The sequence below is a fragment of the Stenotrophomonas cyclobalanopsidis genome (genome assembly GCF_008710035.1).
Classification (GTDB): domain Bacteria; phylum Pseudomonadota; class Gammaproteobacteria; order Xanthomonadales; family Xanthomonadaceae; genus Stenotrophomonas; species Stenotrophomonas cyclobalanopsidis.
On sequence record NZ_VYKI01000007.1, the window covers coordinates 149170 to 175018 of the forward strand.

Genomic DNA, 25849 nt, shown 5'->3' on the forward strand with positions numbered 1-25849 from the left:
CTGGTAAGTCCTTGCACATAAGGTGCCTGCTAGCTGAGCTGCTCCCCCTAAGGATGCCACGGTGTGTCACTCAGGTAACCTGTGGGGGAAATGTCTCCTTCCCTTAGCTAACCCGTGGGGGAAACGTCTCAACTATCAAGCCGGCAGGTTACTTGGCCAGCCGTGTACGCTTGCGCCTCTAGTAGCGCGGTGCTGAACTGCCGATCGTCGCTACTGAAGGAGCCAGGAGCGCGCAGATGAATCGGAATCTCCGCGGCCCTTGGCGCGGCATCCTCCACCTTGGGCGGAAATGAAAATCGAAGTGCATGTTGACCGAGGGAATCAAGCATGCTCGCAAGGTCTCAAGCGTAGTCCTTGGTCGAATTGGCAGCCATGCTGTCTCAGGTCTCCAGTAGTCGGTTGGTGTTGGTACGATCTTCCGCAGTAAACGAGGAGCCGTGATAGCGCTCCATCCAGTTCATCATGGCGGTAATCATGCTATGCGCAATCACGCGAGCTTCGAGCGTGTCGACCGATAGGATTACATTGAAGATCATGCCGGCTTGGAGTGCTAGCTTTGCGTGCTCTTCCAGTAGGGCGCGCAGCTGCTTGAGTTCCATGTAAGGACCGGCGGTCGCGTCCTTGCCGTTTGGACACAGTAGCTGTAGTCCTTCAATCGTAGGGTGTGTAGCCAGCTTAGAAAACTTGGAGTAAATAGCGCCGCGCTTACTTGGGCCCTTGCCCATAGCGTCGTCCAATGCTTTTCGTACCTTCCATGGCTTGAAGGTATCCTTGCGGGCGCGCTCGTCGCCAATGCGCCACACCTCTACCAGCTCAGGCCTTAGTCGGAAGTACTCCACCAGGCTGACGGTTTCAATGACATCACGCTGCACCATAGCGGCCGCTTGGAAGTAGCCCGAGGCAATGAGCTTCCAAGCCGCGCCCATGTCACTGAAAACGCGAGCGCCCAATTGGAGGACGGCACGCTCGTCGTCGGTGGTATTGGGGCCGTGATGCATCGTGTAGTGCAGCAAGTCCATGGCCCTCTCAGTGACCGCCACGTGGTCTTTCAGATCGGCATGCTCGGCGATCCAGCGCAGCGCAATCTGGCGGAGCTGCTCTTCTTGAGCATGAAGCCCTAGGAGGTTGACGGGTAAGCTCATGCTGGGCGTTTCCTTTGTCAATGCCAATGGGGCGGGTGCGGCAACATCTTTCTATGGTCGGAGCCGCTGGAGTTCCAGCAGCTCCAGCAGCAGGGCAGCAACTTCCTCCGCGGCAATAACCCATTCCTCGTCGTCGCCCTGATGGGGCTCTTGCAACGGGTCCTCCTTGCCGCCGTGGAAAAGGTTGTTGCGCACCCGCCGCATAGCGACTACCAGGGCTTCGGCGTCGTTGTGCGGCAGGTTGCTGTCCTCGTAGTTAGCGGTCAACGAGCCATCGGCGGCCACCCGCACGAATTGAATCTGGGGCCGGTTTCGAGTACCACCTAGTAGCTTGGCCCGTGCTGGTTTGGATACTTGGTCGAGGAAGTCCGCTGGATGTAGCGCGGCCACCGCGCGATCAAAGTTCGGCCAATCCACCTTCGCCTTCGCCCGCTGGTTTCTCCGTGGATTGCGATCAGCAGCTAGGAAGCCCGGGATGCGCTTAAGGCTGAATTCCAGCATCCCGAAGGCGCGGAGCAAGGCGAAGGCACTGGCGTCAGAGGCAGGCATGACCGCATTGTAGCCGAGGGCTGGACCGCCAAACCTAGCCGGGAAAGGCTTTCCATTCAATTGGATACGGGGAGGGCTCGGCATCCGCGCCCTAATTGGCCATAATCGGCCGAGAGCTTAGTGGGCCGTAGTACGTAAGAGACCGGAAAAGGCGCGTACGCGCAAGGGGGGGGTTAGGGATGGTTTGGCTTGCCCGCGAGCCCGCTGCTGCCGCGATTCTTCGTGTTTGTACTGATGGAGTAATTCGTCATGTCTGATCTTCTCGATGTCAAGGCGCTTCAGTTCTTCTTTGGTCCTCATTTTAACGTTGAAGTCGCAATGCATGCTTTTTCGAATTATGAAAAGGTTGCTTCCCTCGAGCGCGAATTGCTCGAGTCTGTAGAGCAGGGGGTAGCACATACAGGTATTCAGTTGGTGGGATATCAGGATGTTGATTCGGGACTGTCAACGGCGATGCTGATGCAGCATCCAGGTGAGATGAGTGGCGCAAGCTTCTTCGCGGAGAGTAGGCATCGATTGTTCGGTGGTAGCACATTGATTTGTGTGCCTTTGGCATTCTGCTCGTCTCTCTTCTCTCCGCAGGGAGACCATCTGGTTTACCGACACACGTACAAGCGAGCGTCCTTCACTTCGGAGGAGATTGATAGGCTGATGACCAGCGGCACGGACGAGCAGAGGTTGAAAGCTTTTGTATTCACAAAATGCAGGCTTGGCTACGAGACGATCCCTGGTATGACCTACGTGGGGATGACGCGCCGATCTTGGCAGAAGAGGTACTTGGAGCACGTTGAGGATGCACTGAATAGTTCTTCTTCCAGATATCTACATGAGGCTATTCGAAACATGCAGGGCCAGAAGGTTATCTGTGTGCATGATGTGTCTGGGTATGGAATGACCCAAGATGCTGCAAAGGCTTACGAGTCGAAGCTGATACAGGCGTCTTCTCTGTGGCCGCGCGGCCTCAACATGAAGGTGTGACTGGTGCCACCCTTTCTTTAGGCTGCCGAACGCCTAGTCGGCAACGATATCCTGCTCCCCGATGGCGTTGGTTCTGTCTGGCTTCGCGTAGGGCGGTTCCAATCATGATGACCAGAGGGCTGCCAGTTGACGCCAGAGTGTTCGGTGATTGATATGGATGGGGGCTGACACAGCTAGCATCAAGAAGGTCATTGTGCATGCAGAAGCCAAAGTGCGCCGTAGATTCATATGACATGAAAGAGTACTCCACCGCTGCTAAGCGTTGCCCACCGTAATGACTCAATTCGTCTTCTCACGTCGTGATTTGCAGATAAGAATCAAACGCCTGCAGGGCGTTCTTTCTAACGAACAGCTTTGCGGAATAGTCAAGAAGCTCAATACACCCAACGAGCAGCGCTTCCCCACGATGTGGGAGCTTGTTGTCCTGGATGCGTTTGCGCAGGTAGCCTCGGTTCGTCATGAGGCTCCTCTTCCCTCGGGGAAGTGCCCTGATCTTCTCGTTAATTACCAATCGGCGGCGGGAGAAGGGCTTGTGGTAGTCGGCGACATCCTTGCCGTTTCGGACAGGGGCTTGGACGAAAGGAACCCGGTCGACGTGCTTTTTGAGCAAACTCCCGTCTTGGCGAGAAAGCATGGTGTTGATCCTGTGAAGCTCGCTTACAGGATCAATGGCGGGCGAACGGGTAAGCGAGGCCAGGTCAAAGTCCAGCTGGCCCTTCCGATCAGAGGCCAAATGATTTCGCTGTTGCATCGTGAGGTCGTCCCTTGGCTCAAAGCGATCAACTTGAAGCCGCACGAGCACGACGTATTCAAGCCATCCGACAAGAATTTCGATTTTTCAATCACTTACGATCCCGCTCAAACGACCACCATGGGAAGCTACACCAGTTACGATGTGGCGCCTTCAAAGGAGGTCAATCCGCTCTACAAAGCGCTCAAAGCGAAGACTGGCCAGCTAGAAGGCGTTCAAGAGGGAGCATTCAAACTCTTGGTGGCATGCGATGGTGATTGCGGTCTGTTTCGCAGTAATGTTTCGATGACATCGATCGGCGGTACCTTTACCGACCGACAGGTCGTCGACCATTTCTTGACCAAGCATTCAAGCATTGACGGCGTGCTTCTCATTGGCGTTGAGGAAAAGCGCGACTTCGTCTCCGCCCAGACGGATAGAAAGCTACGCTTTGACCTCAGGGTACGTGGCTCTATCGATCCCGCACACCTCACATCTCCCCACGCGGAGCTCGATGAACTGATTAAGCGTGCCTTGATTCATTTTCCCAAGCCGCAGCTGGCACCTTACAACGCGTCTCGTCGCTGCCTAGATCAAGAGACCAGTGAAAGACCCCAAGTCCGATATCGATTTACAACCGGAGGAGTAGGTGGTATGAGCGTTAGCATTTCTTCTCGGGACCTGATGCAGCTGCTATCTGGAAACTTGTCACAGGAGGACTTCTGCAAGGCGTATCGGTTCGATGCCCAACAGGTCAATCCCTTTGCGCTGGCCCTCTCTCAGGGTCGCTTGATCCAAGGTGCCTCATTGAGCAGGTTGGATGGCGATGACGATCTGGTGACCTTCGAATTTGGCGAGATTGATCCGGCCATCGCGCCGTTCTTCATGCCTATGGATTAGCCCCCCCTGTGCAATGTGCGCCGTGCACCACGGGTTGTGACTGGTTAGCGATCTGGTGAGTGGCAGCTATAGACAGCGGACGTGTCACTGGGGTGATCCACTGATTTGGTCCAATTGGTTGAAAAAGATCAGTTGACTGTTCCTTCAGGTCATTGATTTAATTGGGTTTGCGGCCAAATGCAATTTTGATTTAAGTACCTCAGGTGTACACAACCGTTCTGACGCGCGCCTGGCATCAGCCAGCAGAAAACCCCGGCAAGGCCCTGCGCCTGCCGGGGTTTTTTATGAGCATTGTGCTGGGATCACCCAGCCGCGCTCATCCACTCCACCGCGTCATCGCCCCCGGGACTACGCATCGGCGCGTTCTCGTCGGTCGCCGCGCGCCACACTGCTTCTGCCACGGCCTCCGGCGTGGTCACCGGGCCGCTGCTGTCGCGGAAGCCGGCCAGCACGCCCTGCAGCAGCGGCCCATAGGCCGGGTGCTCCATGCCGCCCAGATGCGGGAACGCGTTCTCGCCGAACCGCGTGGTCGGCGAGCGCCCGGGCAGTACCAGGCGCACGCGCACGCCCAGCGGTGCGACTTCGATGGCCAATGATTCGGTGAAAGCATTCACCGCCGCCTTGCTGGCGCTGTAGACGCCCACCAGCGGCAGCGCCTTCACTGTCACCGTGGAGGTCACGTTGACGATCACGCCGTCGCCGCGCTCGCGCATCTGCGGCAGCACGGCCTGGGTCATCGCCAGCGTGCCCAGCGTGTTGGTGTCGAACAGGGCGCGGGCGGTTTCCATCGGGGTCAGTTCCACCGGCACCGGTGCGCCGAACCCCGCATTGTTGACCAGCACGTCGATCGGGCCGGCCTCGGCGATGGCCCGCGCGATGCTGGCCGGGTCGGTGATGTCCAGGGCGAGCACGCGCAGGTGCGCGGACACGGGCAGCAGATCGGCGCGCGGTGTGCGCATGGTGGCGATGACCTTCCAGCCACGGTCGAGGAACAGGCGGGCGGTTTCCAGCCCGAAGCCGGAGGAACAGCCAGTGATCAGTACGGTTTGCATCGTGTACGCCTTCAGCAGGAACGAGTGACCATGGTCGGCCCCGCTGGATGGACGCGCTACAATGAAACGTCCATATTTCCTCGTCGAGCGTCCAGTGTCATCCGATCCGCTGTCCGACGTCGTGGCCCTGCTGCAGCCCACGGCACGCTTCTCCAAGCGCGTCGAGGCCGCTGGCGAGTGGTGTGTGCGGCGCGAAGGCGAAGGCGAGCCGTTCTACATGGCGGTGCTGCACGGGCAATGCCGGCTGTCGGTGGAGGGGGGCGCGCCGATCACCCTGCAGGCCGGCGATTTCGTGCTGGTGCCAGCCCTGCACGAGCTGGTCAATACCAGCATGCAGGCGCCGGCGGACATCACGCCGAGCCTGCCGGTGCGTATCGCCGAAGGCCACTTCCGGGTAGGCAGCCTCGATGGACCCGTGGCGCTGTGCGCGCAGATCGGACACTGCGGATTCGCTTCGCCCGATGCGGCCCTGCTGGTGTCGTTGCTGCCGCGGCTGCTGCATGTACGCGGTGAGCCGCGCCTGGCCACGTTGGTGCAGATGGTGGGTGAGGAAGCGCGTGCGCAGCGACCGGCGCGTGATGTCGTGTTGGAACGCCTGCTGGAAGTGCTGCTGATCGAGGCGCTGCGCAGCGGCATGGACAGCGTGGGGGGCAGTGGGCTGGTCCGCGGGCTGGGCGATGAGCGGCTCGCTGGCGCATTGCGTGCCCTGCATGCGCGCCCACAGCACGCGTGGACGGTGGAGGCGCTGGCAGGGCAGGCGACGATGTCGCGCTCGGGTTTCGCCGCGCGTTTCATGCAGGTGGTGGGTGTGGCTCCCATGGAATACCTGCTGCACTGGCGCATGGCACTGGCCAAGCGCCTGCTCAACGATCGCTCGCTGAGCCTGGAACAGGTCGCCGAGCGGGTCGGCTATGCCAGCGCGGTCACCTTCGGTGCGGCGTTCGCGCGGTTGGTGGGCATGCCACCGGCGCGTTTCGCGCGCATGCGTGGTTGATCACCTGCGCCTCATTGCCGTTGTGCCCCGCAGCATCAATTTTCGTGCACCGCGTCTTGCAAAAAAAATAATTCCTCCCTTATGGTGCAATCGATTGCATCGCGGTGAATCATCAATGTTTGCACCGGTTGGGAGGCCGGGAAGTGGATGTCGATCCATTCCATCGAACCGGCACCGGCACCGGTGCCGGGGCTCACGCGGCGCGAGGCGCTGCGCATGGCGCTCACCGGCAGCCTGGGCCTGGCGGCCGCAGGCATCCTGCCCGCCTTTGCCGCTGCCGCGCCCCTGAAGGGCCGGCTGAAGCATTCCGTCGCCCGCTGGACCTTCCCGCAGTTGTCGGTGGCCCAGCTCTGCCAGACCGTGAAGGGCCTCGGCTTTGCCGCCATCGACCTGGTCGGCCCGGAGGACTGGCCGACGCTGAAGGCCCATGGCGTAGACAGCTCGATGTGCAACGGCGCGGAACTGAGCCTGACCAAGGGCTTCGCCGGCAGCGAGTTCCACGATGAACTGGTGGCGCGTTACACGCGGCACATCGACCTGGTGGCCGACGCCGGCTATCGCAATCTCATCTGCTTCTCCGGCAACCGCAACGGCATGGACCCGCAGCAGGGCATGGCCAATGCCGAAGCCGGGCTCAAGCGCATCCTCGGCCATGCCGAGAAGCGCGGCGTGGTGCTGGTGATGGAGCTGCTGAACTCCCGCGTCGATCACGCCGACTATCTGTGCGACCACTCGGCCTGGGGCGTGGAACTGTGCAAGCGGCTCGGCTCGGACAACTTCGGCCTGCTCTACGACATCTACCACATGCAGATCATGGAGGGCGACATCATCGCCACCATCGGTCGGCACCATGCGTACTTCAAGCATTACCACACCGCAGGCGTGCCTGGCCGGCACGAGATCGGGGACCAGCAGGAACTGAACTATCCGGCCATCTGTCGCGCGATCCGCGACACCGGTTTTGATGGGTATCTGGCGCAGGAATTCATGCCTGCAGCGCCCGATCCCGTTGGCTCATTGCGCGAGGCGATCCGTCTCTGCGACGTCTGAAACGATATCCACCCAGGTGATAGACCCATGGCAGATAATCATTACGACGCCATCGTTGTTGGCTCGGGAATCAGTGGCGGTTGGGCGGCGAAGGAACTGACCGAAAAAGGTCTCAAGGTCCTGATGCTGGAACGCGGGCGCAACATCGAACACGTGAAGGACTACGTCAATGCGATGAAGGAACCGTGGGATTTCCCCCATCGCAACCGGCCGACCCAGGCGATGAAGGCGGCGTTCCCGGTGCTGATGCGCGACTACGCGCTGGCCGAGAATCTCGAGGGCATGTGGGCCGACGAACAGGACTCGCCCTATATCGAGACCAAACGCTTCGACTGGTTCCGCGGCTACCACGTCGGTGGGCGTTCGCTGATGTGGGGCCGGCAGAGCTACCGCTTCTCCGATCTGGATTTCGAAGCCAACCTCAAGGACGGCATCGCCACCGACTGGCCGATCCGCTATGCCGACATCGCGCCGTGGTACGACCACGTGGAGAAATTCGCCGGCATCGCCGGCACGCGCGAAGGGCTGGACGTGCTGCCTGATGGCGAGTTCCTGCCGCCGATCCCGCTGAACATCGTCGAGAAGGACGTCGCCGCGCGGATCCAGAAAGCCTTTGGTGGCACGCGCCACATGATCCACTCGCGCACCGCCAACATCACCAAGCCGATGCCGGAGCAGGGCCGGGTCAACTGCCAGTACCGCAACAAGTGCATCCTCGGCTGCCCCTTCGGCGCCTACTTCTCGACCCAGGCGGCAACCCTGCCGGCGGCGATGAAGACTGGCAACCTGACGCTGCGGCCGTTCTCGATCGTCAAGGAAGTGCTCTACGACAAGGACCGCAAGCGTGCGCGCGGCGTGGAGGTCATCGACGCCGAGACCGGCCAGACCTACGAGTACACGGCCAAGGTCATCTTCCTCAATGCGTCGTCGTTCAATTCGACCTGGCTGCTGATGAACTCGGCCACCGATGTCTGGGAAGGCGGGCTGGGCTCGTCGTCCGGCGAGCTCGGGCACAACGTGATGGACCATCACTTCGGCGCAGGCGCGTCCGGCCGGGTGGAAGGCTACGACGACAAGTACTACTTCGGCCGTCGTCCCTGCGGTTTCTATATCCCGCGCTTCCGCAACGTGGCGGCGGACAAGCGCGGCTATCTGCGCGGGTTCGGCTACCAGGGCGGTGCCAGCCGCAACGGCTGGTCACGCGAGATTGCCGAGCTGAACATCGGTGCCGACCTGAAGGAGGCGCTGAGCCTGCCCGGTGACTGGCGCATCGGCATGACCGGTTTCGGCGAAATGCTGCCCCACCACGACAACACCATCCGCCTGGACCACGAGCGCAAGGACAAGTGGGGGCTGCCGGTGCTGGCCATGGACGTCGCCATGCGCGAGAACGAGAAGGCGATGCGCAAGGACATGGCGGCCGATGCGGCGGAGATGCTGGAAGCCGCCGGCGTCAAGGACGTGGAGATGCACGACAACGACTATGCGCCGGGCAAGGGCATCCACGAAATGGGCACCGCGCGGATGGGACGTGATCGGAAGAGCTCGATCCTCAATGCCAACAACCAGGTCTGGGACGCGCCCAACGTCTATGTCACCGACGGTGCGTGCATGACCTCCAGTGCCTGCGTGAATCCGTCGCTGACCTACATGGCGCTGACCGCACGCGCCGCCGACCATGCCGTGCGCGAACTGAAAGCGGGGAACCTGTGATGGATCGTCGTGAACTGCTGAAGATGATCTTCGCCGCCACCGGCGCGGCGATGATCGGCCTGCCGGCGCTGGCCAGTGCCAAGCCGCCGGCTGCGCCGCCAGGCGCTGGCTTCTCCGAGGCCGAGATCGCCACGCTTGATGAAATCGCCGAGACCATCCTGCCGCGCACCCGCACCCCCGGCGCGAAGGACGCGGCCACGGGCGCCTTCATGGCGCGGTTCGTGACCGACTGCTACACCGCCCGGCAGCAGGCGACGTTCCGTGCCGGCCTGGCCGACATCGACAAACGCGCCGGCGGAAGCTTCGTGGCCCTTGCGCCCGATGCGCGCAGCGAACTGCTGCGCAGGCTGGATGCCGAGGCCCGCAAGCGCGCGGTCGAGGTGAGCGAGACCGGCACTGGGACCGTGGAAGCGGCAAAGGCGATGCCGCATCCGTTCACCATGATCAAGCAGTTGGCCATCTTCGGCTTCTTCACCTCGAAACAGGGCGCGACCGAAGTGCTGAAGTACGTCGCCGTGCCCGGACGCTACGATGGCGACATGGCCTATGTGCCTGGCACGCCGGCCTGGGCCACCAGCTGATGGAGTGCGACAGGATGATCAGACCTTTCTTGGTGGCCGCGGGCGTGCTGGCGGCGGGGCCGGTGTTTGCGCAGGCCGGTCCCGAGCGTGATCCGGCAAAGACCGAGGTATGGGCGCCGGTGGCGGACGTCGCCACGCCGGCCGGCACTGCGCCGTCGGACGCCATCGTGCTGTTCGATGGCAAGGACGCGTCCGCCTGGGAGGCGGAGCAGGGCGGGCGCGTGCCGTGGACGGTGGCCGACGGCGCGATGACCGTGGTGCCGGGCAGCAAGGGCATCCGCACCCGGCAGCGTTTCTGCGACATGCAGCTGCACGTGGAGTGGCGCACGCCGACCGATACCAAGGGCTTCGACGGCCAGAACCGCGGCAACAGCGGCATCTTCCTGCAGGAGCTGTATGAGCTGCAGGTGCTCGACAGCCACGGCAACCCGACCTACGCCAACGGCCAGGCCGGCTCGATCTACAAGCAGGCCATGCCGCTGGTGAATGCCTCGCGTGCGCCCGGCCAGTGGCAGGCCTACGACATCATCTGGAAGGCGCCGCGGTTCTCCGCCGGTGGCGGGCTGACCTCGCCGGCGCGCATCACCGTGCTGCACAACGGCGTGCTGGTGCAGGACGACACCGTGCTGGCGGGCCGGACCGAGTACATCGGCGCGCCGTCGTACTCACCGCATGGCTGCGCGCCGCTGTACCTGCAGGAGCATGCCTCCAAGGTCAGCTACCGCAACATCTGGGTGCGCGAGCTGTAACGCTCGCGCCTACTTCGCCAGGTAGCTGGCGAGGTCATCGATCTCCTGCGCCGACAGCTGGGAGAAGGGCGGCATCAGCCCGCCGCCCTTGCTGATCTTTTCCTTGATCTGTGCCGGCGGCAGGCGCTTGCCGATGTCGGTGAGCGCGGGGAATGCGCCGGGCACGCCGGCACGATCGGCGCCGTGGCAGGCCACGCAGTTCGTCGCGTACAGCTTGGCCCCGGCAGCAGGATCTTCCTTGGACCACGCCGGCAGCGCATGGGTCGCCGCGCACAGGGTCAGGGCCAGGGTCAGGACAGTTTTCAAACGAAGCTCCTTGGCGGGCTAGCGCGAAGCGCGGGCGGGCAGGCTGACGGTCAGGTGTTCACGCAGGTAGTCGGCGCCGGTCTGGATCACCTTGGCCGGGTCACGCGGCTGGTCGTGCTCGACGATGTACCACGTCACGCCCGCACGGGCGGCAGCCGGCAGGATCGCGTTCCAGTCGAGCACGCCCTGGCCGACGGCGGCGAATCCGCCTTCGTCTTCGGCCTGGCCCTTGGGCGCGTTGTCCTTGGCATGCACCGCGAACAGGCGGCCGCGGAACTTGCCCAGCATCACCACGGGGTCGTGGCCGGAGCGGGCCACCCAGGCCAGGTCCAGCTCGGTCTGCAGGTTCGGGCCGGCGGCTTCGAACAGCAGCTCCAAGCCGGTGCGCCCATCGACGTCGACCAGCTCGAAGTCATGGTTGTGGTAGGCCAGGCGCATGCCCTTGGCACGCACTCGTTCGGAGATGCCGCCCAGTTCCTTGCCCAGCGCGGCCCAGCCGGCGGCATCTTTCGGCCGATCCTTGCTGTCCAGGTAGGGCACCACCAGCGTGGTGTTGCCGATGGCACGGTTGAAGGCCACGACCTTGTCGAGATCGTTGCGCAGGTCGGCCAGTGCCGTGTGCGAGGAAATCGCCTTGATGCCGTACTTGTCGAGCAGCTGCTTGAGTTCGGCCGCGCTGACGTCCTGCGTGCCGACGGTTTCCACCGCGTGCACGCCTGCGTCGTGGACGATCTTCAGCTGCTGGTCGAGCGTGCCGGCGTTGCGCAGCGTGTACATCTGCACCGCGATGGGCTTCTGTGCGCCGTCGGTTTCCGCAGCGAAGGCGGGCAGAGCGGCGAACAGCAGCAGTGCGGCGGTGGCGATCCTGCGTGTTGGAGCCTTCATCCGTACATCCTCCAAGGATTCATTCGAGGGTGGTCCAGGCGCGCGACCTGGCTGATGCGATGACGCGGTCGACGATCCGCGCCGAGCGCAGGCCGTCTTCGAAGGTGGGCAGGCCCTGCGGCGTCTCACCGTCGATGGCGCGATAGGTGTCGGCGACGAAGGCCTCGAAGCACTGCGCGTAGCCCTGCGCATGGCCTGGCGGCAATGTCGACAGACGACGCTGTTCGGCACTGCCGGCGCCGGGTCCGCGCACGAAGGTTTCTTCGCGCTGGTCGGGTCGGCCGATCCACAGCCGCTCGGGGTCTTCCTGGTTGAACGCTACGCTGGCCTTGGCGCCATCGATCTCGAACCAGAGCCGGTTGTGCCGCCCCGCCGAGACCTGGCTGACGGTCAGTGACGCCAATGTGCCGGCACTGGTGCGGAACATCGCCATGGCCACGTCTTCGCTGGACACCGCCTGCGTGGCACCGCCCGCGGCGGGTGTGCTGAAACTCTGCGCGCCCTCGGCGCTGCGCTCGGCGATCACCGTGGCGAAGGCCGCGCTGACCTCGGTGAAGCGCTCGCCGCTGACCCATTCCACCAGGTCGCACCAGTGCGAGCCGATGTCCGCGAACACGCGCGAGGTGCCGCCCAGTACCGGGTCGACGCGCCAGTTGTTGCTGGCCGGGTCGAGCAGCCAATCCTGCAGGTAGCTGCCGTGGATGAGATGCAGGGGCCCGAGGTCTCCGGCCGCGATGCGTGCGCGGGCCTCGCGGACCACCGGGTGGTAGCGGTAGACGAAGGGCACCGTGGCGACCAGACCGCTGGATGCGGCCAGCGATGCCAGCGCCTGAGCATCGTCGAGGGTCGTGGCCAGCGGCTTCTCGCAGATCACGTGCTTGCCCGCTTCCAGCGCGGCCTGCGCCATCGGCCGGTGCAGGTGGTTGGGCGTGCACACATGGACCACCTGGACCTGCGGATCGGCCACGACCTCGTCGATATCGCGGTAAGCGCGCGGCACATTCCACGCCTGCGCCACCGCCTGCGCGCGCTGCGGAGAAGACGCGGCCACGCCGCGCACCTCGGCCCCGGCGAGCAGGGCGGCGCGGCGGTGCACCGCGGCGATCATCCCGGTACCGACAATGGCAATTTCCAGCTTTCGCATCGGCGTTGGTCTCAGCGGGTCGTGGCTGCGGTGGCGGCGGCGGGGCGGTCGCGGAACAGCAGCAGGAAGGCGATCAGCACGACCAGCGCAACGCCGGCCGGGAACAGCCAGATCTGCTGCCAGTCCGGCCCTGCGGCCGTGGTGTAGTGCTCCACCACTGCGCCGGACAGGAAGGTGCCGATCAGCATGCCCACGCCGTAGGTGGCCAGGGTGATGAAGCCCTGCGCGCTGCTGCGTGCATCAGGTCCCGCATGTGCATCGGTGTAGATCTGCCCGGTGACGAAGAAGAAGTCGTAGCAGATGCCATGCAGCACGATGCCGATCACCAGCAGCGAGAAGCCGCCGCCGGCATCACCGAAGGCGAACAGCGCATAGCGCACCACCCACGCGGCCATGCCGACCGCCAGCATGGTCTTCACCCCCAGCCGCACGAACAGGAACGGCATCGCCAGCATCAGCAGCACTTCGGACACCTGGCCCAGCGACTGCAGCCCGGCCGCGCCGCGCACGCCCAGGTCGTTGAGGTAGGGGTTGGTGAAGTTGTAGTAGAAGGACAGCGGGATGCAGATGGCGATGGAGGCCAGGAAGAACACCAGGTAGGCGCGCGACTTCAGCAGGCGCAGCGAATCCAGGCCGAGGATCTGCCCGAGCCCGGCGTCGCGCTGCTTCGCCAATGGCGGCGTGTGCGGCAGGGTGAAGGCATACAGGCCCAGCAGCAGCGAGGCCGCCGCCGCCATCCGGAAGGTGAGTTCAAGCCGGTGTGCCTGTTCCCAGCCCAGCCAGCCGATCAGCACGCCGGCGATGATCCAGCCGATGCTGCCGGCCACCCGCACCAGCGGGAACTGTTTTTCAGGCGACTGCATGTGCCGCATCGCCACGCTGTTGGCCAGCGCCAGTGTCGGCATGAACAGCAGCATGTAGCCCATCACGCAGGCCGAGAACATGCTGAAGCTGGTCGCGGTGGAGGCCAGCCACATCAGCACCGCGCCGGCCAGGTGCAGCACCGCCAGGATGCGCTGCGCGGCGAAGTAGCGGTCCGCGATCAGGCCGACCAGGAAGGGGGCGACGATCGCGCCGATGGACTGGCTGAGGAAGGCCGTGGCCACCTGGCTGGCGCTGGCCTGCAGCGGGCCCTGCACCAGGTAGGTGCCGAGGGTGACGAACCACGCCCCCCAGATGAAGAACTGCAGAAACATCATCGCGCCCAAGCGCGACATGGCGTGCGTCATGGCTTGCCCTCCCGGGGCGGTGTCAGCTCAGAGTCCCAGCATGCGGTGCAGTGATGTGGCGTCGGTGCCACTGTCAGCGAAATCGTCGAAGGCGCGCTCGGTCACCCGGATGATGTGGTCGCGGATGAAGGCGGCGCCCTCCCGTGCGCCGTCTTCGGGGTGCTTCAGGCAGCACTCCCATTCCAGGACCGCCCAGCCGGGAAAGTCGTACTGCGCGAACTTCGAGAAGATGCCCTTGAAGTCGACCTGTCCATCGCCGAGCGAACGGAACCGGCCCGGCCGATCGATCCAGTCCTGGTAGCCGCCATAGACACCGCTGCGGGCACTGGCGTGGTACTCCGCGTCCTTGACGTGGAAGATGCCGATGCGCGCGTGGTAGCGGTCGATGAATCCGAGGTAGTCCATCTGCTGCAGCAGCAGGTGGCTGGGGTCGTAGAGGATCTTCGCGCGCGGATGATGGCCGACCACCTCGAGGAAGCGCTCGAAGGTCGCGCCGTCGTGCAGGTCTTCGCCCGGGTGGATCTCGAAGCACAGGTCGACGCCGCAGTCGTCGAACGCATCGAGGATCGGGCGCCAGCGGCGGCCCAGTTCGGCGAAGGCTTCTTCGACCAGGCCTGGCGGGCGCTGCGGCCAGGGGTACATGTAGGGCCAGGCCAGTGCGCCGGAGAAGGTGGCGTGTGCAGCCAGCCCCAGGCGCTGGCTGGCCTTGGCGGCCAGCTTCAGCTGATCCACGGCCCAGGCTTGGCGGGCGGCAGGATCGCCGCGCTTGTCTGCCGGGGCGAAACCGTCAAACAGGCTGTCATAGGCCGGGTGCACCGCGACCAGTTGTCCCTGCAGGTGGGTCGACAGTTCGGTGATCTGCACGCCGTGCCCGGCCAGCATCCCGGCCACGTCGTCGCAGTAGGTCTGGCTGCGCGCCGCCTCGGCCAGGTCGAACAGGTGAGGCGCAGTGGCGGGCACTTGTACGCCAGAATAGCCCAGCCCCGCGGCCCATACGGCCAGCGTGTCCAGCCGATCAAAAGGAGCCTTGTCGCCGATGAACTGCGCCAGGAAAAGCGCCGGACCCTTAAGCGTCCTCACGTTGATTCGCCCTCGATGCAATCGATTGCATTACCCTAGCATGGGCTTTCCGCAGGTCCGTTGTGCAGTGCACAGCGGCAACAGGAGCTAGGACCATGGCAACCATCTACGACATCGCAAAGCACGTAGGCGTCTCCGCAGGGACGGTGTCGCGGGCGTTGTCGCGGCCGGAAAAAGTGCTGCCGGCCACCCGCGCGCGCATCGAACAGGCGGCCGCCACGCTGGGCTATGTGCCCAATACGGTGGCCCGTACGCTGAAGACCCAGCGCAGCGGCAAGATCCTGGTGACCGTGCCGGACATCGCCAACCCGTTCTTCGCGCAGATCCTGCAGGGCGCTGAAGAGGCGGCGCAGGCGGTCGGCTACGCCGTGCTGCTGGGCGATACCCAGCACCAGCCCGACCGCGAGGAACGCTACGCGCAGATGCTCAGGCGCAACGAGGCCGACGGCCTGATCGTACTGGGGCACCGGCTGCCGCCGACCGCGCGCGAGATCGTGCAGGCGCTGGGCGCCACCGCGCCGGTGGTCAACGGCTGCGAGTTCGATCCCGCGCTGGGCATTCCCAGCGTGCACATCGACAACGCCGCCGCCGCGCGTGCGGTGATGGAGCATCTGTATGCACTCGGCCATGAACGCATCGCCGTGGTCGGCGGGCCGCCCGACAACCCGCTGCACCAGCAGCGCCTGGAAGGCGTGCGCAGTGCCGGCAAGGCGCGTGGCCGGCTGCGCAGCCTGAGCGTCGTACCCGGTGATTTCTCGCTGGAATCTGGCCATGCGGCGGCGAAGGCGCTGCTCGCGCTTCCGCTCGCGCCGACCGCGGTGTTCTGCTTCAGCGACCAGATGGCGCTGGGTGCGCTGGCCGCCTGCCGCGACCTCGGCATCCGCGTGCCGGACCAGCTGTCCATCGTCGGCTTCGATGATCTGGCCTCGTCCAGCTTCCTGACGCCGCCGCTGACCACCATCCGCCAGCCGATGCGGGAAATCGGTGCGCGGGCGGTCAATCTGCTGCTGGCCATCATCGAACGTGTCGATGTACCGCTGCAGCAGACGCTGGAGTTCAGTCTGATGGTTCGGGGCTCGACGGCCGCGCCTGCCGCCGGCTGAGCAGCAGGCGCCGGGCAGGGCGCGGTTACTTCAGGTGGGCCTTGGCGCAGGCCAGCACGTGGTTGTAGTCGCTGGACATGCACTGGTAGAAATCGCGCTTGGCGTCCGTCGCGCCTTCGCAGTTTGCATCGGTGATCTGCGGCAGCAGGCCGCGCATCGGCGTGGCCATGGCCTCGAACTTCGCGGCATCCATGTAGCCGCCGGCCACGTTCTTCGCGCCGACTTCCAGCATGGTTTCCAGCCCGTAGCGCGCGTTTTCGACGGCCTTGGGGCACGACAGCTCGACATCGGTGCGCTGCACTTCCAGCAGCGAGGCGGCGATGGCCTCGGCATCGGCCTTGACCTGCGGTGGCAGCGGCGTCGTGTCGGCAGCGCCGCCCGCGGCCAGCGTCGGCAGCGGGCACAGCATCAACAGCAGGGCGGCGGGCAGCAGGCGGGGCATCGGGCATCCATGCGGGCAGGCGGGGCGCCAGTGTGCGCTGGCGTGGGCGCGGCCGCCAGAGGGCTGAACGGAACGCCGCGCACTGCCCCGGAACCGCCATGGCAATCCACTACCATGGGCCACCCCAGTGGATGTCCTGCCATGACCGACGTGATCCTTGCCCCGCCCAGGCCACCTGCCGCGCGTATCGCCGCCTGGCTGTTGATGCTGCTGGGCATGTGGCTGGCCCTGAAGCTGGGCCTGGTGGTCACCCTGCTGTCGGGCCTGCTGGTGTTCCAGCTGACCCACGTGCTGGCCAACACCGTGGAAGGCAAGCTGCCGCCGGGACGGGCGCGTGCCTTCGCGGTCATTCTGCTGTCGGCGGTGATCATCGGCGTGCTGGTGCTGGCCGGTATCGGCGTGGCCTCGTTCTTCCGCAACGAGACCGGTGGCCCCGACGTGCTGCTGGCGCGGCTGATGGACATCCTCAATACCTCGCGGCACCAGGTACCCGCACTGCTGCAGCCGTACATTCCCGAAGACCTGACGCGGCTGCGCGAGGCGGTGAACGAATGGGCCGCCGAGCACCAGCGGCAGCTGGGTGTGGCCGGCACGTCGGTGGTGCAGGTGGGCGTGCGCGTGCTGATCGGCATGGTGCTGGGCGCGATGATCGCCCTGTACGACGAGTTGCCGCTGCCGAAGATGGGCCCGCTGGCGCAGGAGCTGATCGGGCGCACCACGCGCCTGGCCGTGGCCTTCCGCCAGGTGGTGTTCGCCCAGGTGAAGATCTCGCTGCTCAATACGGTGTTCACCGCGGTGTTCCTGCTGGGCGTGCTGCCGCTGTTCGGCGTGCACCTGCCGCTGTCGAAGACGCTGGTGCTGATCACCTTCCTCGCCGGCCTGCTGCCGGTGGTGGGCAACATCATCTCCAACACCATCATCACCATCGTGGCGCTGTCGGTGTCGTTCTACGTGGCGGTGGCGGCCCTGCTGTATCTGGTCGTCATCCACAAGCTGGAGTACTTCCTCAACGCACGCATCGTCGGCGGCGAGATCCAGGCGCGGGCCTGGGAACTGCTGCTGGCCATGCTGGTGATGGAAGCGGCCTTCGGCCTGGCCGGGCTGGTGGCCGCGCCGGTCTTCTACGCCTACCTGAAGCGCGAACTGGTCGACCAGGGCTGGATCTGAGCCCGGCCCGGTCGCCCTGCATTGGCGCCGGGCCATACCTGGTGTCCAAGAGCCGGTAGCGCCGGGCCATGCCCGGCGGAAGGACGTGAAGGCGGCGCCACCACCACTGCACGCGCCAGTCACCGCACGCGGGGGACGCTGGGCTCCCCCTCCCATCCGGACTACGCGCATGACCACACTGACCCTCCCCGAACTGGCGAAGAAGATGGCCGGCATCGATTTTGCGATGCTGCAGACCCACGCGGCCGGCGAGATCGAAGGCCGGCCGATGAGCAACAACGGCGACGTGGACTACGACGGCGACAGCTGGTTCTTCGCGCTGGAAAGCGCCGACATGGTGAAGCAGATCGAGGCCGATCCGAAGGTTGCGCTGGGCTTCACCGGCAGCAAGTCGCTGCTGGGCAAGCCGCCGCTGTTCGTCCACGTCCGGGGCCGGGCCGAGATCATCCGCGAACGCGCGGTGCTGGCTGAGCATTGGGTCGACGAGCTGGAACGCTGGTTCGAGCAGGGCGTGGATACGCCGGGACTGGTGCTGATCCACGTGCACGCACAGCGCATCCAGTACTGGGATGGCGAGGACCACGGTGAATTGAACGTCTGAATGCCTGCGGTAGCGCCGGGCCATGCCCGGTGGTTCAGTCCACTTCGAACACACCCTCATCCACCCAGCCGGCAAGCTCCGGCGCCAGTGCACGTTCCACTGCAAGCCGCAGCAATGCTGAGCAAAACGTAATGGCGGGGCTGTTGCGCAGCAGCCCCTGCCTTTGCCATCCTCCCCGCTGATTTCGATCCGTTGGAGCTGTGATGCGTGCTGCGCCCTGGTTGATGGCTGGACTGCTGCTGCCCGTGCTGGCGGTGGCGCAGCCGTCGCGCGCGCCGAAGCCGGCCGTCGCGCAGGATTCCTTCAGCGAACTGTTCGACACCGCGTGCATGCAGCACATCGGCGCTCCGGCACGGCTGCAGGCCCTGATGGAGGCCAATGGCCTGACCCCGCTGCAACCAGCCGAGGCGGCCACCCTGCTGCAGGGACAGCCGGGCGTGGCGTGGCTGGTGCCCTTGGCCAGTGGCCGTTATGCGGTGAGCTGGGCCGACGACGGCACCTGCAGCGTGTATGCGGAGAAGGCCGAACCTGCGGTAGTGCAGAAGGGCTTCGCGCGGTTGATGCAGCCGGCGCCGAAACCGCTGCAGGTGCGTTCGCTGCCCGGCCGCGGGCCGCTGCCGGCCGACCAGGTGGCCATCCAGTACGGCTGGGCCACGCCGGGCGAAACGAAGCTGCGCGTCCGTTTCCGCCTGGTCACCCGGCAGGCCGCCGAAGCTGGCGTGCAGGCGATGGCGTCGGCCAGCCCGGGTGAAGCCATGCTCGAACAGGCCTCCACGCCGCCGGGCGACACGGCGCCTCCGCGCTAGCGCAAGGCCTTGGGCCTACGATTCGTCCAACGCATCCGGATGTGGTATATCGTTTATCGATAAATCCATCCCGGGCGGCGAGGCTGCCCCACGTCGGAGGCTGCTTGACCGCTCGTCCCGCCCGCGCCGAACCCGCGCGAGGCTTGTTCACCCTGGCCCAGACCGCCGTGCAGGCCGTGCGGGCGATGTGCTGGCTGGGAATCCTGGCCGCGCTGCTGGCCGTTCCCCTGGTGGCCTGCGACCGGCGCTGGCTGCTGGACAGGGTGCACGACGCGCACGCCGCGGCCGTCCACGGCAGCGATCTGTTCCTGCATTTCTGCATCGGCCTGGGTAGCATCGTCGCCCTGCTGGCGCTGTGCCTGGTGTTCCTGCGGCACCTGGCGCGCCTGCTGCGCTCGGCCGCCGGCGCGCGCCCGTTCACCCATGCCAACGCGCAGCGCCTGCGGCGCATGGCCTGGCTGATGCTGGCGATGGAAGTGCTGTCGATCATCATCGGCGTATACGCGTCCTGGATGGGCCCGGACTTCGCCTGGATGGAAGTCGGCGGCGGCATGTCCATCACCGGCCTGATCGCGGTGTTGATGCTGTTCGTGCTTGCGCGCGTGTTCGCCGCCGGTGCAGCCATGCGTGATGACCTCGATGGTGTCATCTGATGGCGATCGTCATCACGCTCGACCGCATGCTGCAGGAACGGGGCATGACCCTGTCCGAGCTGGCCGGGCGCATCGACATCACCCTGGCCAACCTGTCCATCCTCAAGACCGGCAAGGCACGCGCCATCCGCTTCTCGACGCTGGATGCGATCTGCCGCGAGCTGCAGTGCACGCCGGGCGACCTGCTCGGGCACGACCCGCTGCAGACGCAGGACGACGACTGAAACACCCCTCTCTCCCTTACCTCATGAAGACACGGAACCGAAATGGAATGGTTGGCTGACCCCTCGATCTGGATGGGCCTTGCGACCCTGATCGTGCTTGAGATCGTGCTCGGCATCGACAACCTGGTGTTCATCGCGATCCTGGCCGACAAGCTGCCGCCGCACCAGCGTGACCGCGCGCGGGTGATCGGCCTGAGCCTGGCCCTGCTGATGCGCCTGGTGCTGCTGGCCGCGCTGGCGTGGATCATGAAACTGACCGAGCCGCTGCTGACGCTGTTTGATCACAGCTTTTCCGGCCGCGACCTGATCCTGCTCGGCGGCGGCCTGTTCCTGCTGTTCAAGGGCACCATGGAACTGCACGAGCGGCTGGAAGGCCGCCAGCCCGAGGACAACGGCAAGAAGGTCTATGCCAGCTTCGCGATGGTGGTGGCGCAGATCGTGGTGCTCGACGCGGTGTTCTCGCTGGATTCGGTGATCACCGCTGTCGGCATGGTCGACAATCTGGGCGTGATGTACGCCGCGGTGACCATCGCCATGGTGCTGATGCTGCTGGCCAGCAAGCCGCTGACCCGCTTCGTCAACAAGCATCCGACCGTGGTCGTGCTTTGCCTGGGCTTCCTGCTGATGATCGGCTTCAGTCTGGTGGCCGAAGGCCTGGGCTACAAGATTCCGAAGGGTTATCTGTACGCGGCCATCGCGTTCTCGATCCTGGTGGAAGCCTTCAACCAGTGGGTGCGCTTCAACCGTGAGCGCAACGAGCGCCGCCAGCCGTTCCGCCAGCGCACCGCCGATGCAGTGCTGCGCATGCTGGGTGCACGTCCGGCCAATGGCCACGATGACGACGGCGAATTGGAGCATGGTGACGCGGAGGAGCGCCTGCAGCCGGCCGAGCACGAGATGATCCGCAGCGTGCTGGGCCTGGCCGACCGGCCGGTGTCGAGCGTGATGACGGTGCGCGCCGACGTGCAGTGGATCGATCTGGCGCGTGGCCAGGACGATGTGGTGGCGCGCCTGGTGGCCTCGCCGCATACGCGGCTGCTGGTGGGCGAGGGCGACCTGGACAGGCTGCGCGGCGTGGTGCAGAGCCGCGACCTGCTGGCCGACCTGCTGCAGGGCCGGCCGCTGCAGCTGGAGGGCAACCTGCGCGCGCCGCAGTACGTGCTGTCCAGCGCCAGTGCGCTGCAGGCGCTGGAACTGATCCGCCAGCACCCGGTGCCGCTGGCGGTGGCCGTGGACGAGTACGGCAGCGTGGAAGGCCTGGTGACCGCCAACGACCTGCTGGCGGCGATCGCCGGTGACCTGGCCGATACCCAGGACGAGCGCTACGGCGTGGTGGCGCAGGGCGAGGGCCAGTGGGAAGCCGACGGCGCGCTGACCCTGGACGATCTGCAGCGCTTGGCGGGTGTGTCGCTGCCGCGCAGCAGCGATTACATGACCATTTCCGGCCTGGTGCTGGAGCAGCTGGGGCGCCTGCCGGATGAAGGCGATGAAGTGGACGTGGCCGACGTGCGCATCACCGTGCTGGCGATGGAGAAGCGCCGCATCGCCCGCCTGCGGCTGCAGCGGCTGCGCGGCACCTGACGTAGAGTCGAGCTTGCTCGGCTGCCTTTACTTTTTGTAGAGCCGAGCCCACGCTCGGCTGCTTTTGCCTTCTGTAGAGCCGAGCCCATGCTCGGCTGTTTTTCCCGCAGCCGAGCATAGGCTCGGCTCTACAGTTGGTGTAGCCGAGCATAGGCTCGGCTCTACAGTTGGTGTAGCCGAGCATGGGCTCGGCTCTACCCATTGCAACCTGCGCCCGTCACCATGGCGGGCCCCACGTTCTGGAATGCCGCAGTGCTGAGTACGATTGGTTTGTTGATGGGCCTGTACGTGGCGTGGCGCCTGTTCTGGCCGCTGCGCCTGCCGGTCTGGGCCAAGGCCCTGTTGTCGCTGCTGCTGGTGGGCCTGGCCGTGCAGCTGCGCATCGTCGCCACTTTCTGGGGCACGATGGCCTCGCCGGAAATCCCGAAGATGGCCATCGCCGTGCTGGCCACCGGCTCCACCGCTGTGCTGCTGCTGGCGCTGGCGATGCTGTTGTTCGATGCCGGCCTGCTGGCGGCGCGCGTGCTGCGCCTGCCGCGTGCAGTCTCGGCCCTGCGTACGCCGTTGCTGCGTCCGCTGGCCGCAGGTGCCGCATTCCTGCTCAGTGCGTACGGCGTCAGCCAGGGCATGGCAGTGCCGAAGCCGCGTCAGGTCGAGGTGTCCATCAAGGACCTGCCAGCCGCCTTCGACGGCTATCGCATGCTGCAGCTCACCGACATCCACGCCAGCCGCCTGCTGACCGGCGACTGGGTGCGCCAGGTGGTGGCCGAAAGCAATGCGTTGAAGCCGGACCTGATCGTGATCACCGGTGACCTGATCGATGGCACGGTGGATGCACGCCGCGATGACTTCCGCCCGCTGGGTGACCTCCAGGCGCCGGACGGGGTGATCGCCATCACCGGCAACCACGAATACTACGCACAGTACAGCGACTGGATGCGGGCCTTCCGCGCGCTGCGCATGCAGGTGCTGGAAAACAGCCACACCCAGGTGCGGCGGGGCGATGCGGCGCTGACCATTGCCGGCGTCACTGACCCGGTGGCGGCGCGCTACGGCCTGCCGCTGCCCGACCTGCAGGCGGCGCTGGCCGGTGCCGATCCGGCCGCACCGGTGATTCTGCTCGACCATCGCCCGCGCAATGCTGCCGATGCGGCCGCGCGCGGGGTGAAGCTGCAGCTGTCCGGCCATACCCACGGCGGGCAGATCATCGGCATGGACCAGCTGGTGAAGCGTGCCAACGGTGGTTTTGTCTCCGGCCGCTACGAGGTGGATGGGATGATCCTGTACGTCAGCAACGGCGCTGGCCTGTGGGCCGGCTTCCCGGCGCGCATCGGCGTGCCCTCGGAAATCACCCTGTTCACCCTGCGTCGCGCACCCTGAACTCTGACGGGGTCGGATCCCTTTGCCACCGGCAAAGGGCTCTGGCCCCGCGCTCCGCCTGCAGATGCACCGCGCCGTCACCCGGCGCGTGACACCCTCCGCCCATGAACGAAATGACGGCGGCGCGGCAGCGCTCGATGTGGGTCGCGGGCCTGTCCACCGTGGTGGAGTGGTACGACTTCACCCTGTACCTGTATTTCGCCACCGTGCTGTCGCGGGTGTTCTTCGGTGGCGGCGAGCAGGCGATGCTCGTCACGCTGGCGGGCTTCGCCGTCTCCTACCTGATGCGCCCGCTCGGCGCGCTGTGCTTCGGCCACCTCGGTGATCGCCTCGGCCGGCGCTGGATGCTGCTGGCCTCGATGGCGCTGATGGCAGCGGCGATGCTGGCCACCGCCCTGCTGCCGACCGCAGCGACCGCGGGCACCACGGCCGGCGTGCTGCTGCTGGTGCTGCGCTGCGTGATGGCCTTTTCGGTGGGCGGCGAATACACCGGCGTGGTTGCCTACCTGCTGGAAAGCGCACCGGCCCGCCGTCGCGGCCTGGTCACCTCGCTGGCCTCGGCGGCCAGTGAAGTGGGCGCGCTGCTGGCGGTGGCGATTTCCGCGGTGACGGTGGCAACGCTCACGCCCGCGCAGCTGGATGGCTGGGGCTGGCGCATTCCGTTTTTCGTCGGTGCCGCGCTGGCACTGGTGATCCTCATTGCGCGTTCGGGCATGCATGAATCGCCCGAGTTCGAGCGCCAGCGGCGCGAGGGCAGCATTCCGGCGACGCCGCTGCGCCACGTGCTGCGCAACCATCCCGGCGCGGTGGCGCGCACTTTCGCGATTTCCGCACTCGGTTCGATCACTTACTACGTCGGCATCACCTACGTGCCGGCGTTCCTGCATGCGCAGGGGCACGATGAAGGCGATGCGCTGTGGCTGTCGACAGTCGCGGCGGTGGCGGTCATCGCCATCACGCCGCTGTGCGGACTGCTGTCCGATCGCTTCGGGCGGCGACCGCTGCTGCTGGGGCTGACGGTGCTGGCGGCGTTGCTGCCGTTGTCGATGTTCGGCTGGATGGCCGAAGCCGCGCCGCTGGGCATCGCGCTGGCGGCGGTGGTGCTGGCCTGCGTGGCCGGTGGCATCAGCGCGGTGGCGGCACCGGCCACGGCCGAGCAGTTCCCGGGTGAGGGCCGGGTGAGCGGGCTGGCACTGGGGGTGACCATGGCCACGGCGGTGTTCGGCGGTGCGACACCGTGGCTGGCGCAGTGGTGGGTGGAACGCAGCGGCTGGGCGGCGGCGCCGGGCGCGATGATCGCGCTGGTGGCGGTGCTGGTGCTGCCGGTGCTGTGGACCCTGCCCGAGACGACCCCGGGCAGGGGCAAGCGCTAGGCGATCAGACCGCCAGGGTCTGCACGATGTCGGCCAGCACGGCCGGTGCATCCACGCCGATGGCGATCGACTGCAGCACGTGGCCATCCCACACGCTGGGGCCGAAGGCGAGGCCTTCCGGCTTGGGGATGGTCATGCCGCGGGCAACGCCGTCGGTGGCCACGCGCACGCTGGCGCGCTCGAACTGGAACAGCTCCGGGCGGGTCAGGGCGATGCAGGCGCAGCAGTCATGCACGACCATGCCCTTGTGGCCGGCCTGCAGGTAGAAGTCCACGTAGTCCTGCGACAGCGCACGCACCAGCCCGGCATCGGCACCGCCGATGGCGGCCAGCTTGTCCAGGCCGTCACGGTCCATTTCCACGCGGGTGGTGACGTCCAGGCCGATGGCGGTGACCGGCCACTGCGCGGTGAACACGATGTCGGCCGCTTCGGCGTCGCCCCAGATGTTGGCCTCGGCGGCCGGGGTGATGTTGCCGTTGACGTGGAAGGCGCCGCCCATCAGGACCACGCCGCGCACCAGACCGGCGATGTCCGGGGCCTGCTGCAGGGCCAGGGCCAGGTTGGTCATGCGGCCGACCGCGACCAGGGTCACTTCGCCCGGGTGGGCGCGGACCAGGTCGATGATCAGCTGGTGGGCCGGGCGCGCATCGGCGGCCACGTCCAGCGCGGCCGGCACCGGGTGGTTGCCCAGGCCGTTGTGGCCATGGATGTGCACCGGCCAGGCTTCCGGGGTGGCTTCGGGCTGCAGCGGGCCGGCGGCGCCGCGCGCGACCGGGGCGGCAAAGCCCCAGGCCTGCTTCAGGTACAGCGCGTTGTGGGTGGTCGATTCCACCGAGGCGTTGCCGAAGGTGGTGGTGACGCCGACCAGGTCGATCTGGGCGTGCTTGTGCAGGTACAGCAGGGCCAGCGCGTCGTCGACGCCCGGATCCGTATCGAAAATGACTTTCAGCATGTTGTTGTTCTTCTTCTTCCGTGTGGTGCAGGGGGGCCGGCGGGACCCTGGGGGCCGGGCCGGCGCGCCCTGCATTGTCCCATCTTCATGACAGGCAGGGCGAACCGGGGGCACGGCGGGGGCATAATGCCGCCACCCCCTGCGCAAGGAGCTGCGCCATGCTGGTTGTCACCCTGGTCCTGATCGCCCTGGTGCTGGGTCTGAACCTTGTCGCCACTTATGTGGTGGTCCGGCGCGACGACGTGTCGGTGGGAGGGCGGATGGTGCAGCTGCTGCTTGTCTGGCTGCTGCCGCTGGTTGGGGCGATCCTGTGCATGGCGATCGCCACCGCCGATGGCCCGGTCAGCCGCGGTGATGGCAGCTTCGCGGGCAGTCCCGATTCCTCGGGCGGGTATGCCGGTGACAGCCACGGCAGCCACAGCCATGGCGGATCGGACTGCAGCAGCGACAGCGGCGGCGGCGACGATTGAGGCGATGTAGAGTCG

Annotated in this window: 27 protein-coding genes; 17 read left to right on the plus strand and 10 right to left on the minus strand. The window is 65.7% G+C overall.

The features are described from left to right. Positions 1–380 precede the first annotated feature (380 nt). Both FJU31_RS08075 and FJU31_RS08080 read right to left on the minus strand, forming a co-directional pair. Positions 381–1142 carry a hypothetical protein gene (locus FJU31_RS08075; protein WP_150454286.1) on the minus strand — a complete coding sequence of 254 codons (762 nt, stop codon included), beginning with the start codon at positions 1140–1142 and terminating at the stop codon, positions 381–383. A gap of 51 nt (positions 1143–1193) precedes the next feature. Continuing rightward, the gene (locus tag FJU31_RS08080; RefSeq protein WP_246161252.1) at positions 1194–1691 is read right to left on the minus strand and encodes a hypothetical protein; all 498 of its coding nucleotides are present in this window, start codon (positions 1689–1691) and stop codon (positions 1194–1196) included. Between the two features lie 249 nt (positions 1692–1940). On the opposite strand from FJU31_RS08080, the gene FJU31_RS08085 reads away from it, so the two are divergent. Together FJU31_RS08085 and FJU31_RS08090 are read left to right on the plus strand one after the other, a co-directional pair. Beyond that, entirely contained in the window at positions 1941–2669 is a 729-nt protein-coding gene (locus FJU31_RS08085; protein WP_150454287.1) for a hypothetical protein, read from the plus strand. 274 nt (positions 2670–2943) lie between these two features. Further along, positions 2944–4299 (plus strand): hypothetical protein, encoded by a 1356-nt coding sequence (locus FJU31_RS08090; protein WP_150454288.1) that lies wholly within the window; start codon positions 2944–2946, stop codon positions 4297–4299. 302 nt (positions 4300–4601) lie between these two features. On the opposite strand, the gene FJU31_RS08095 is transcribed toward FJU31_RS08090, so the two are convergent. Further along, positions 4602–5351, minus strand: coding sequence for an SDR family oxidoreductase (locus FJU31_RS08095; protein WP_150454289.1), 750 nt, complete (start codon positions 5349–5351; stop codon positions 4602–4604). Positions 5352–5412: 61 nt separating this feature from the next. Here FJU31_RS08095 and FJU31_RS08100 point away from each other — a divergent pair, with 61 nt between their 5' ends. From FJU31_RS08100 to FJU31_RS08120, 5 genes are all read left to right on the plus strand, one after another. Beyond that, positions 5413–6345: an AraC family transcriptional regulator gene (locus tag FJU31_RS08100; RefSeq protein ID WP_223176405.1), complete on the plus strand. Its 933-nt coding sequence runs from the start codon at positions 5413–5415 to the stop codon at positions 6343–6345. Between the two features lie 147 nt (positions 6346–6492). After that, positions 6493–7395, plus strand: coding sequence for a hydroxypyruvate isomerase family protein (locus FJU31_RS08105; RefSeq protein ID WP_188115467.1), 903 nt, complete (start codon positions 6493–6495; stop codon positions 7393–7395). Positions 7396–7422: 27 nt separating this feature from the next. Next, a complete protein-coding gene (locus tag FJU31_RS08110) occupies positions 7423–9108 on the plus strand; it encodes a GMC oxidoreductase (protein WP_150454290.1) in 1686 nt (561 codons plus the stop codon). Beyond that, a complete protein-coding gene (locus FJU31_RS08115) occupies positions 9108–9689 on the plus strand; it encodes a gluconate 2-dehydrogenase subunit 3 family protein (RefSeq protein WP_150454291.1) in 582 nt (193 codons plus the stop codon). Before FJU31_RS08110 ends, FJU31_RS08115 begins: the two co-directional genes overlap by 1 nt. 14 nt (positions 9690–9703) lie before the next feature. Beyond that, the gene (locus FJU31_RS08120; RefSeq protein ID WP_425473658.1) at positions 9704–10438 is read left to right on the plus strand and encodes a 3-keto-disaccharide hydrolase; all 735 of its coding nucleotides are present in this window, start codon (positions 9704–9706) and stop codon (positions 10436–10438) included. Positions 10439–10447: 9 nt separating this feature from the next. On the opposite strand, the gene FJU31_RS08125 is transcribed toward FJU31_RS08120, so the two are convergent. Genes FJU31_RS08125 through FJU31_RS08145 form a run of 5 tightly spaced genes read right to left on the minus strand, consistent with a single transcriptional unit; the run spans position 10448 to position 15082 of the window. After that, positions 10448–10744 carry a c-type cytochrome gene (locus tag FJU31_RS08125; protein ID WP_188115468.1) on the minus strand — a complete coding sequence of 99 codons (297 nt, stop codon included), beginning with the start codon at positions 10742–10744 and terminating at the stop codon, positions 10448–10450. Positions 10745–10762: 18 nt separating this feature from the next. Further along, positions 10763–11629: a sugar phosphate isomerase/epimerase family protein gene (locus FJU31_RS08130; protein WP_150454293.1), complete on the minus strand. Its 867-nt coding sequence runs from the start codon at positions 11627–11629 to the stop codon at positions 10763–10765. 19 nt (positions 11630–11648) lie between these two features. After that, positions 11649–12773: a Gfo/Idh/MocA family protein gene (locus tag FJU31_RS08135; RefSeq protein ID WP_150454294.1), complete on the minus strand. Its 1125-nt coding sequence runs from the start codon at positions 12771–12773 to the stop codon at positions 11649–11651. 11 nt (positions 12774–12784) lie between these two features. Beyond that, positions 12785–14002, minus strand: a complete 1218-nt coding sequence (locus tag FJU31_RS08140) for a nucleoside permease (protein ID WP_150454295.1) — start codon at positions 14000–14002, stop codon at positions 12785–12787. 27 nt (positions 14003–14029) lie between these two features. After that, positions 14030–15082: a sugar phosphate isomerase/epimerase family protein gene (locus FJU31_RS08145; RefSeq protein ID WP_150454296.1), complete on the minus strand. Its 1053-nt coding sequence runs from the start codon at positions 15080–15082 to the stop codon at positions 14030–14032. Positions 15083–15177: 95 nt separating this feature from the next. Between FJU31_RS08145 and FJU31_RS08150 the strand changes: the two genes are divergently transcribed. Continuing rightward, positions 15178–16185, plus strand: coding sequence for a LacI family DNA-binding transcriptional regulator (locus tag FJU31_RS08150; protein ID WP_150454297.1), 1008 nt, complete (start codon positions 15178–15180; stop codon positions 16183–16185). Between the two features lie 25 nt (positions 16186–16210). Here FJU31_RS08150 and FJU31_RS08155 read toward each other — a convergent pair whose 3' ends face one another. Continuing rightward, positions 16211–16627, minus strand: a complete 417-nt coding sequence (locus tag FJU31_RS08155; protein ID WP_150454298.1) for a hypothetical protein — start codon at positions 16625–16627, stop codon at positions 16211–16213. A 141-nt stretch (positions 16628–16768) separates the two neighbouring features. Between FJU31_RS08155 and FJU31_RS08160 the strand changes: the two genes are divergently transcribed. The 8 genes from FJU31_RS08160 (at position 16769) to FJU31_RS08195 (ending at position 24412) form a co-directional block, all read left to right on the plus strand. After that, the gene (locus FJU31_RS08160) at positions 16769–17794 is read left to right on the plus strand and encodes an AI-2E family transporter (RefSeq protein WP_150454299.1); all 1026 of its coding nucleotides are present in this window, start codon (positions 16769–16771) and stop codon (positions 17792–17794) included. A 169-nt stretch (positions 17795–17963) separates the two neighbouring features. Next, on the plus strand, positions 17964–18395 hold the full coding sequence (locus tag FJU31_RS08165) for a pyridoxamine 5'-phosphate oxidase family protein (RefSeq protein ID WP_150454300.1): 432 nt from the start codon (positions 17964–17966) through the stop codon (positions 18393–18395). A 203-nt stretch (positions 18396–18598) separates the two neighbouring features. After that, complete coding sequence (locus tag FJU31_RS08170) at positions 18599–19201, plus strand: NMCC_0638 family (lipo)protein (protein ID WP_150454301.1); 603 nt, start codon at positions 18599–18601, stop codon at positions 19199–19201. 185 nt (positions 19202–19386) lie between these two features. Next, positions 19387–19854, plus strand: coding sequence for a DUF2975 domain-containing protein (locus FJU31_RS08175; protein ID WP_150454316.1), 468 nt, complete (start codon positions 19387–19389; stop codon positions 19852–19854). Then, a complete protein-coding gene (locus tag FJU31_RS08180) occupies positions 19854–20078 on the plus strand; it encodes a helix-turn-helix domain-containing protein (protein ID WP_150454302.1) in 225 nt (74 codons plus the stop codon). The genes FJU31_RS08175 and FJU31_RS08180 overlap by 1 nt, the downstream gene beginning before the upstream one ends. A gap of 42 nt (positions 20079–20120) precedes the next feature. Then, positions 20121–21659 carry a TerC family protein gene (locus FJU31_RS08185; RefSeq protein WP_150454303.1) on the plus strand — a complete coding sequence of 513 codons (1539 nt, stop codon included), beginning with the start codon at positions 20121–20123 and terminating at the stop codon, positions 21657–21659. Between the two features lie 222 nt (positions 21660–21881). After that, positions 21882–23039, plus strand: a complete 1158-nt coding sequence (locus FJU31_RS08190; protein WP_150454304.1) for a metallophosphoesterase — start codon at positions 21882–21884, stop codon at positions 23037–23039. 113 nt (positions 23040–23152) lie between these two features. Continuing rightward, entirely contained in the window at positions 23153–24412 is a 1260-nt protein-coding gene (locus tag FJU31_RS08195; protein ID WP_150454317.1) for an MFS transporter, read from the plus strand. A gap of 4 nt (positions 24413–24416) precedes the next feature. Here FJU31_RS08195 and FJU31_RS08200 read toward each other — a convergent pair whose 3' ends face one another. Beyond that, entirely contained in the window at positions 24417–25364 is a 948-nt protein-coding gene (locus FJU31_RS08200; RefSeq protein ID WP_150454305.1) for a nucleoside hydrolase, read from the minus strand. A 158-nt stretch (positions 25365–25522) separates the two neighbouring features. Between FJU31_RS08200 and FJU31_RS08205 the strand changes: the two genes are divergently transcribed. Further along, positions 25523–25834: a hypothetical protein gene (locus FJU31_RS08205; RefSeq protein WP_150454306.1), complete on the plus strand. Its 312-nt coding sequence runs from the start codon at positions 25523–25525 to the stop codon at positions 25832–25834. The last annotated feature ends 15 nt before the right edge of the window (positions 25835–25849 follow it).

What these genes read in the sequence shown, in the direction of transcription:
- FJU31_RS08075 (WP_150454286.1), bottom strand. Translation starts at nt 1,142, where the DNA reads ATGAGCTTACCCGTCAACCTCCTAGGGCTTCATGCTCAAGAAGAGCAG.
- FJU31_RS08080 (WP_246161252.1), bottom strand. Translation starts at nt 1,691, where the DNA reads ATGCCTGCCTCTGACGCCAGTGCCTTCGCCTTGCTCCGCGCCTTCGGG.
- FJU31_RS08085 (WP_150454287.1), top strand. Translation starts at nt 1,941, where the DNA reads ATGTCTGATCTTCTCGATGTCAAGGCGCTTCAGTTCTTCTTTGGTCCT.
- FJU31_RS08090 (WP_150454288.1), top strand. Translation starts at nt 2,944, where the DNA reads ATGACTCAATTCGTCTTCTCACGTCGTGATTTGCAGATAAGAATCAAA.
- FJU31_RS08095 (WP_150454289.1), bottom strand. Translation starts at nt 5,351, where the DNA reads ATGCAAACCGTACTGATCACTGGCTGTTCCTCCGGCTTCGGGCTGGAA.
- FJU31_RS08100 (WP_223176405.1), top strand. Translation starts at nt 5,413, where the DNA reads ATGAAACGTCCATATTTCCTCGTCGAGCGTCCAGTGTCATCCGATCCG.
- FJU31_RS08105 (WP_188115467.1), top strand. Translation starts at nt 6,493, where the DNA reads ATGTCGATCCATTCCATCGAACCGGCACCGGCACCGGTGCCGGGGCTC.
- FJU31_RS08110 (WP_150454290.1), top strand. Translation starts at nt 7,423, where the DNA reads ATGGCAGATAATCATTACGACGCCATCGTTGTTGGCTCGGGAATCAGT.
- FJU31_RS08115 (WP_150454291.1), top strand. Translation starts at nt 9,108, where the DNA reads ATGGATCGTCGTGAACTGCTGAAGATGATCTTCGCCGCCACCGGCGCG.
- FJU31_RS08120 (WP_425473658.1), top strand. Translation starts at nt 9,704, where the DNA reads ATGATCAGACCTTTCTTGGTGGCCGCGGGCGTGCTGGCGGCGGGGCCG.
- FJU31_RS08130 (WP_150454293.1), bottom strand. Translation starts at nt 11,629, where the DNA reads ATGAAGGCTCCAACACGCAGGATCGCCACCGCCGCACTGCTGCTGTTC.
- FJU31_RS08135 (WP_150454294.1), bottom strand. Translation starts at nt 12,773, where the DNA reads ATGCGAAAGCTGGAAATTGCCATTGTCGGTACCGGGATGATCGCCGCG.
- FJU31_RS08140 (WP_150454295.1), bottom strand. Translation starts at nt 14,002, where the DNA reads ATGACGCACGCCATGTCGCGCTTGGGCGCGATGATGTTTCTGCAGTTC.
- FJU31_RS08150 (WP_150454297.1), top strand. Translation starts at nt 15,178, where the DNA reads ATGGCAACCATCTACGACATCGCAAAGCACGTAGGCGTCTCCGCAGGG.
- FJU31_RS08155 (WP_150454298.1), bottom strand. Translation starts at nt 16,627, where the DNA reads ATGCCCCGCCTGCTGCCCGCCGCCCTGCTGTTGATGCTGTGCCCGCTG.
- FJU31_RS08160 (WP_150454299.1), top strand. Translation starts at nt 16,769, where the DNA reads ATGACCGACGTGATCCTTGCCCCGCCCAGGCCACCTGCCGCGCGTATC.
- FJU31_RS08165 (WP_150454300.1), top strand. Translation starts at nt 17,964, where the DNA reads ATGACCACACTGACCCTCCCCGAACTGGCGAAGAAGATGGCCGGCATC.
- FJU31_RS08170 (WP_150454301.1), top strand. Translation starts at nt 18,599, where the DNA reads ATGCGTGCTGCGCCCTGGTTGATGGCTGGACTGCTGCTGCCCGTGCTG.
- FJU31_RS08175 (WP_150454316.1), top strand. Translation starts at nt 19,387, where the DNA reads ATGTGCTGGCTGGGAATCCTGGCCGCGCTGCTGGCCGTTCCCCTGGTG.
- FJU31_RS08180 (WP_150454302.1), top strand. Translation starts at nt 19,854, where the DNA reads ATGGCGATCGTCATCACGCTCGACCGCATGCTGCAGGAACGGGGCATG.
- FJU31_RS08185 (WP_150454303.1), top strand. Translation starts at nt 20,121, where the DNA reads ATGGAATGGTTGGCTGACCCCTCGATCTGGATGGGCCTTGCGACCCTG.
- FJU31_RS08190 (WP_150454304.1), top strand. Translation starts at nt 21,882, where the DNA reads ATGGCGGGCCCCACGTTCTGGAATGCCGCAGTGCTGAGTACGATTGGT.
- FJU31_RS08195 (WP_150454317.1), top strand. Translation starts at nt 23,153, where the DNA reads ATGACGGCGGCGCGGCAGCGCTCGATGTGGGTCGCGGGCCTGTCCACC.
- FJU31_RS08200 (WP_150454305.1), bottom strand. Translation starts at nt 25,364, where the DNA reads ATGCTGAAAGTCATTTTCGATACGGATCCGGGCGTCGACGACGCGCTG.
- FJU31_RS08205 (WP_150454306.1), top strand. Translation starts at nt 25,523, where the DNA reads ATGCTGGTTGTCACCCTGGTCCTGATCGCCCTGGTGCTGGGTCTGAAC.